Origin of the sequence: Chloroflexus sp. (genome assembly GCF_034435895.1) — a bacterium.
Taxonomy (GTDB): domain Bacteria; phylum Chloroflexota; class Chloroflexia; order Chloroflexales; family Chloroflexaceae; genus Chloroflexus.
On record NZ_DAOTWH010000120.1, the window covers coordinates 1 to 5,994 of the forward strand.

Annotated in this window: 6 protein-coding genes; 2 read left to right on the top strand and 4 right to left on the bottom strand. The window is 60.9% G+C overall.

Going from position 1 to position 5,994, the window contains the following annotated elements:
* From U9R81_RS07030 to pyrR, 3 genes are all read right to left on the bottom strand, one after another.
* Positions 1-730: amidohydrolase family protein (locus U9R81_RS07030; protein WP_322494794.1), on the bottom strand; the 730-nt coding region annotated here is incomplete at its 3' end.
* A 10-nt stretch (positions 731-740) separates the two neighbouring features.
* On the bottom strand, positions 741-1,667 hold the full coding sequence (locus U9R81_RS07035) for an aspartate carbamoyltransferase catalytic subunit (protein ID WP_322494795.1): 927 nt from the start codon (positions 1,665-1,667) through the stop codon (positions 741-743).
* Positions 1,630-2,208 (bottom strand): bifunctional pyr operon transcriptional regulator/uracil phosphoribosyltransferase PyrR, encoded by a 579-nt coding sequence (gene pyrR / locus U9R81_RS07040; RefSeq protein ID WP_322494796.1) that lies wholly within the window; start codon positions 2,206-2,208, stop codon positions 1,630-1,632. The genes U9R81_RS07035 and pyrR overlap by 38 nt, the downstream gene beginning before the upstream one ends.
* Positions 2,209-2,504: 296 nt before the next feature.
* On the opposite strand from pyrR, the gene U9R81_RS07045 reads away from it, so the two are divergent.
* Together U9R81_RS07045 and U9R81_RS07050 are read left to right on the top strand one after the other, a co-directional pair.
* On the top strand, positions 2,505-3,644 hold the full coding sequence (locus U9R81_RS07045; RefSeq protein ID WP_322494797.1) for an MGDG synthase family glycosyltransferase: 1,140 nt from the start codon (positions 2,505-2,507) through the stop codon (positions 3,642-3,644).
* Between the two features lie 7 nt (positions 3,645-3,651).
* Positions 3,652-4,809, top strand: coding sequence for an MGDG synthase family glycosyltransferase (locus U9R81_RS07050; protein ID WP_322494798.1), 1,158 nt, complete (start codon positions 3,652-3,654; stop codon positions 4,807-4,809).
* 26 nt (positions 4,810-4,835) lie between these two features.
* Here the strand turns inward: U9R81_RS07050 and U9R81_RS07055 are convergent, their stop codons facing one another.
* Complete coding sequence (locus U9R81_RS07055; RefSeq protein ID WP_322494799.1) at positions 4,836-5,765, bottom strand: ADP-ribosylglycohydrolase family protein; 930 nt, start codon at positions 5,763-5,765, stop codon at positions 4,836-4,838.
* Between the last annotated feature and the right edge of the window lie 229 nt (positions 5,766-5,994).

The following is a 5,994-nucleotide window of genomic DNA, read 5'->3' on the forward strand; positions in this document are numbered from 1 at the left end:
CGGTGCTGACTCGGCTGATGTGCAGGTGGGCGCCGGTCGCCTCGGCCAGCGCAATGTCGCGGGCAACGATTGCCTCTTCAGCGGCAGCGGGAATGCCGGGCAGCCCCAGCCGGATGCTCACCGCCCCCTCGTGAGCGACGCCGCCGGCAGCGAGCTGCGGATCTTGGCAGCTCACCATCACCGGCAAGCCCAAGGCCGCCGCGTAAGCCATCGCATTGCGCATCAGCGCCGCATCGGCGATCGTGCGCCCGCCATCACTGAAGGCGATGCAGCCGGCTTCCGCCAGTTCCCGCATCTCGCTTAGCACACGCCCCGCGTTGTCCAGCGTCAGCGCGCCGATCAGATCGATTCGCACGCTGCCGTAACTGTTGGCTAATTCGCGCAACTGCCGGATCGCGGCGGCATTGTCGGGCGTGGGGCGCGTGGTTGGGCGCGCGCAGAGAGTAGTGAACCCTCCGACCGCTGCGGCGGCGCTGGCGCTAGCGATCGTCTCTTTGTGCTCTTCTCCCGGTTGGCGCAGATGGGTGTGGAGGTCGGTAAACCCCGGCGCCACCACGCAACCGCGCGCATTAATCACTTCCACATCCGGCTCGATCGGCTCGCGTTCGCTGTGCAAGTCGGCGAGATCGTACAAACGCTCCACTTTGCCGTTCGCAACCAGAATATCGCCGATCGTCGCCACCCGGTTAGCCGGATCGATGATCGTGCCATTTTTGATCAGATACCGCATTGTATCCCCCTTAACCGGCCATTCGGTAGAGCAGCGCCATGCGCACGGCGACGCCGTTGGTGACTTGTTCTTCAATCGCTGCCGGCGATGCCGTAGCGACTTCAGGAAAGATTTCGATGCCTTCATTCATCGGCCCGGGGTGCATCACGATCGCGTGCTTGGGCAGGCGCGCCAGCCGTTCGGCGGTCAGACCGTAGACTCGCGTGTATTCGCGCAGCGCTGGCAACAACCCGCTTTGCATCCGCTCCTTCTGCAAGCGCAGCGCCATCACCACATCCGCTTCCGGCAAGAGCGGATCGAGCTCGTGGACGACCCGGATCGTAGGCCATGTCGCCGTCCAAAACGCAGCCAGCCCGATCAGCGTTGGCGGGCCACAGAGTGTTACCCGCGCGCCGAGCCGGGTTAAGCCCCATAAGTTCGAGCGCGCCACCCGGCTGTGCAGCACATCACCAACGATCACTACGTTGAGATCGCGGATCTGGCCGAGCCGGCTGCGCATTGTGTACAGATCAAGCAACGCTTGGGTCGGATGGGCGTGGCGTCCGTCGCCAGCGTTGATCAGCGAGCCGCGAAAATGGCGCGCCACTAAATAGGGTGCGCCCGATTGGCTATGCCGCATGACGATGATGTCGGCGCCGAGCGCCTGTAACGTGCGCACGGTGTCAACCAGCGACTCGCCCTTTTCAACGCTGCTACCGCGGGCGGTGAACGCGACGACGTTGGCCGATAAGGCGCGCGCGGCGAGCTCGAACGAGATGCGCGTGCGGGTGCTCTCTTCAAAGAACATATTGACGACGGTTTTGCCGCGCAGCACCGGCACCTGCTTGATCTCACGCCCAAGCACTTCGCGCATGCTTTCGGCAGTCTCTAAAATCTCTTCAATCTCGGCGGCGCTAAAGTCATCGAGATCGATCGCGTGGCGGCGCAGTTTCCTCATTGCTTGCACCTCGCTGAATCACAACTTCATCAACCCCGTCGGTTTCACGCAGGCGCACCATCACCCGCTCTGAAAGCGAAGTTGGCACGTTTTTGCCGACGAAGTCGGCCCTGATGGGCAATTCGCGGTGGCCACGGTCAATCAGTACGGCTAGTTGAATGCGGGCCGGGCGGCCTAGATCGGCAATCGCATCGAGTGCGGCCCGCACCGTGCGTCCAGTGAAGAGCACGTCGTCTACCAGCACCACCGTCTTGCCGGTAATGTCAATCGGCAGATCGGTCTTGCGCACGCGCGCTGCCGGTCCGCGCAGCTTCAAATCGTCGCGGTAGAGCGTAATATCGAGTTGGCCGATCGGCACGCGCGTGCCGTCAAAGTCGGCGATCGCGGCGGCGAGCCGTTCGGCCAGCGGCACGCCGCGACTGCGAATGCCCACGATCACCACGTCGCGCAGGCCGCCGTTGCGCTCGTCAATCTCGTGGGCGATTCGTACCAGCGCTCTCCGAATCTCGTCGGCTGACAGAATCTGCTTCTCGTTGCTCATGCTTTCCTCCGCATTTCCGCATCCGGCGGGCTGCGCAAACAAAAAAACCCTTGCCCGCCGCAGCGGGGCAAAGGGATAACGGCATTTCAGGCCGGGTCGTATTCGGGTTCATCTATATTATGCTCCTTTACAGCCTCGCGGGGCTGTATTAAAGGCGATTGCATCGTACCACACCCCGGCAGGGGTGTCAACTAACGCGGCTGCGCCTCGCCACACATAACGGCGAAACATGGTACCATACCGTCAAGTGAGCAACTACTTGCGCGCCGAGATGGCGCCTCGCCGGAGATACTGTTATGCCGCGAGTCTTGATTTTGCACGCATCGGTTGGCACTGGCCATAAACGCGCAGCCGAAGCGTTGGCCGCTGCGTTTAGCCGTCGCCAGCCGGGAGAGGTGCGGGTTGAGGATGTGCTCGATCATACCTCGCGCCTGTTCCGTCTCGCCTATGCGCGCTCGTACCTTGAATTGACCGATCGGGCGCCGCTAGTATGGGGGTATTTTTATACTCAGACCAACGCCGATCCGAATCTGGCTGAAATTACCAACAATATCCGTAAACTGGTTGAGAGCATCGGCACCAATGGTCTCAAAGAGGTGCTGCGCGCGTTCCAACCGGAAGTGATTATCTGCACCCACTTCTTGCCAATGGAGCTGCTCGTCGGCTATAGACGCAGCGCGCGCTTCGTTGAGCCGATCTATTGTGTGATTACCGATTATGCGGCTCATACCTTCTGGACATACACCGAAATTGATGGCTATTTCGTAGGTGATGAGCAAACGCGCGCCCAATTGATCGAGCGCGGCATTAGCCCGCAACAGATTGTGGTGAGCGGGATTCCGATCGATCCGCAGTTTGCCCAGCCCAACGACTGCCGCGCGGCGCGTACCCGCCGCGATTTGCCGCTGGATGGCACGGTTGTCACCTTGTTTGGCGGCGGGGTTGATGATGATCACGTGCGCCAAATCGTGAGCGGCTTGATGCAAAGTGAACTCAAGGCGACCCTTGTGGTTGTGGCTGGCCGCAATACCACGCTGGTTGAGTCACTGAGCGATTTTATCTCGACCCCGAATGTCGATCTGCGCGTGCTTGGCTTTATCGATTACGTCGATGATCTGATTACGGCGAGTGATCTGGTGATTACCAAAGCGGGCGGCCTGATTGTCAGCGAGGTGATGGCGCGGGGGACGCCGATGGTGATTATTGACCCCATCCCTGGCCACGAGGAATGGAATGCCGATTATGTGGTCAGCACCGGCAGTGGCATCCAATTGCGGATGTGCGAATCGACGCCGCGGGCCGTGCTCAATCTGCTCAACCATCCCACTATGTTGCTGGAAATGCACCGGTGCGCGCAGGCGGCGGCCCGGCCACAAGCTGCCCTTGAAATTGCCGAGAAGGTCATCGCTGATCTAGAACAACATCGCTATGATTGAGACCGCTATGAATCGGCAGCCGATTGATGTGTTGTTTGCCATTTCTGATACCGGTGGCGGCCACCGTAGCGCGGCGGTAGCGATTAGCGCGGCGCTCGAACAGTTGTCGGGCGGGAGCATTACGTGGGCCATCGAAGATCTGTTGCAGGCCACAAATGTGCCCGGCGTGCGCAGCGCTCCCGGTCTCTATGACCAGCTTTCGACCCGCTGGCTGAAACTGTACAATTTCTCGTTTCAACTGACCAATTCACGTTCAACCGTTGGCTTTCTCTCGCGGGTGGTCTATCTGATTGCCCGCCAGAATCTCGAACGACTGCTGGCCGAACGCTGCCCGCGGTTGGTGGTTGTGACCCATCCGCTGGTGCATCGCCTTGTCTGCGCAGCCCGCCGCCGCCGGCATAATGCGTTCCGGGTCGTGACCGTCGTGACTGATCTCGTGACACTGCATGCGGCGTGGAGCTATCCCGGCGTTGATCTGGCCCTCACCCCCACCGATGAAGCGTACCGTCTGATGCACAAGCGTGGCATGAAGCCGAGCCAGTTGCAGCGTTGCGGCTTTCCGGTGCATCCCAAGTTTGCCGCCGCGAACCGTGATGCGCTGGCCGTGCGCCGCGCTTTGGGGTTTGATCCCGATCGCTTCACCGTCTTGCTGACCGCCGGCGGCGTCGGGTCGGGCCGACTCGGTGAGCTGGTGCAAACGCTCGAACAGCAGATGCCTGATAAGCAGTTGCTCGTTGTCACCGGCAAGAACCGCGCTCTCTACGAAGAGCTGCGCCGCGGGCCGCGCTTGCCTCATACCCATCTGTTTGGCTTTGTCAACAATATGGAAGAGCTGATGGCGGCAAGCGATGTGGTGGTGACGAAAGCCGGCCCCGGTACGTTGATGGAGGCGCTGGTGATGCGCAAGCCGGTGATCGTGACCGAGGCGGTTGGCATTCAAGAGCACGGTAACATTGATTTTGTGCTGAATTACGAATTGGGCTTTTTCTGCCCCACCAACGAGCGGATTGTCGCCGCGATCAGCAATCTCGAAGACCCGGCCCTCTATGCGGCGACGGTCGAGCGGCTCAAGCACGCCGTGCCTCGCGATGGCGCCATGCAGATTGCCCGCGTCATCCATCAGCAGTTGAGTTTGCAGCCGAAAACGCCAACCCGGCACGGGTAAGGGGTGGGAGAACGCATGCGTTCTCTCTACCCGTGGTGTTGCCATAACCGCGCCAATAATGGTTCCACCAATTCCTGCCCGCGCAGTTGGCGCCGCCAGCCTTCAGGGATGCCGCTGATCCCATAGCGGATGCCGGCAATCCCGCCTGCGACGCACGCCGTGGTGTCGGTGTCGTACCCGAGCCTAATCGCCGCCCGCACCACCTGCTCGTAGTTGTGGCCTTGCGCTACTGCCCATCGCGCCGAGCGTAGCGTGTCAACCACGTAGCCTTTGCCTGCTCCCGGCGCCGGATCGTCGGGCCGGATATGCGTTTCCAGCTCGATCCGCGCTTGCCCGTTGCCGTAGATCTCGCGCAGCCGGTTTGTCGCTGTTGCCCACGCATCGTTGTCGCCAACCAATTCGTAGCGCGCCCACAAGCAGTACAACGCGCAGCAGATTTGCGCCCGCAGATGGCCGTGGGTCGGTAATGATTGCATGTGCGCATCGGCCACCAGCGCCCGATCGTCGCCGGTGTGCCAGAGGGCGAGCGGTAATACTCGCATCAGCGAGCCGTTGCCATTGTCGTATTCGCCGGCTGGCCCTGACCGGTACGGCGGCAAGGCCCGCTGCAACGCTTGGATGGCTTTGACCGTTTGAATGCCAGCATCGAAGACGATGCCGTCAGGGGTATACGCGCCTTCTTCATACCACTTTCGTATCTTGAGCGTAAAGTCTGCGAGATCGAGCCGATTACATGTGAGCAATGAGTCAAGCAGTGCCAAGGCTAAGGCCCCGTCGTCTGACCACGTTCCCGGCGGGACATCGGGGTAGCTGCGCGGGAAGTTAACTGGCGGCTGCATGTCAATCTGTTCGGGTGGCAGTAACTCGTTGGGTGGGTGGAATGCGTATGGCACCCCCAGCGCATCGCCGATCAGGAGGCCGTATAACCCGCCTGCAATGCGGTCACGTCTGTCCATCGTTCCGCTCCTATAAGGTGGCTCTTGTGGTATTGTACTGCATTGGTGAGGCAGAAGAGAGGGATAGTGGTTGGTGGAGAGTGAATTGTTACCCGAGCGCCAAGCGGCAACTGCCGTTGTAATGATGGAATGCGGCAGTTATACTGCCGCACGCCAACCCTGCCTAGCGCTCCCTGTTACCCGTGCGCCTGCTCGAAGGTGGCGGTCGTTGCGCCTTGCGCATCGAGCG

Bases quoted from the DNA above. Each gene is read 5' to 3' on its own strand.
- U9R81_RS07035 (WP_322494795.1), bottom strand. From the start codon at position 1,667: ATGAGGAAACTGCGCCGCCACGCGATCGATCTCGATGACTTTAGCGCC.
- U9R81_RS07055 (WP_322494799.1), bottom strand. From the start codon at position 5,765: ATGGACAGACGTGACCGCATTGCAGGCGGGTTATACGGCCTCCTGATC.
- U9R81_RS07050 (WP_322494798.1), top strand. From the start codon at position 3,652: ATGAATCGGCAGCCGATTGATGTGTTGTTTGCCATTTCTGATACCGGT.
- pyrR (WP_322494796.1), bottom strand. From the start codon at position 2,208: ATGAGCAACGAGAAGCAGATTCTGTCAGCCGACGAGATTCGGAGAGCG.
- U9R81_RS07045 (WP_322494797.1), top strand. From the start codon at position 2,505: ATGCCGCGAGTCTTGATTTTGCACGCATCGGTTGGCACTGGCCATAAA.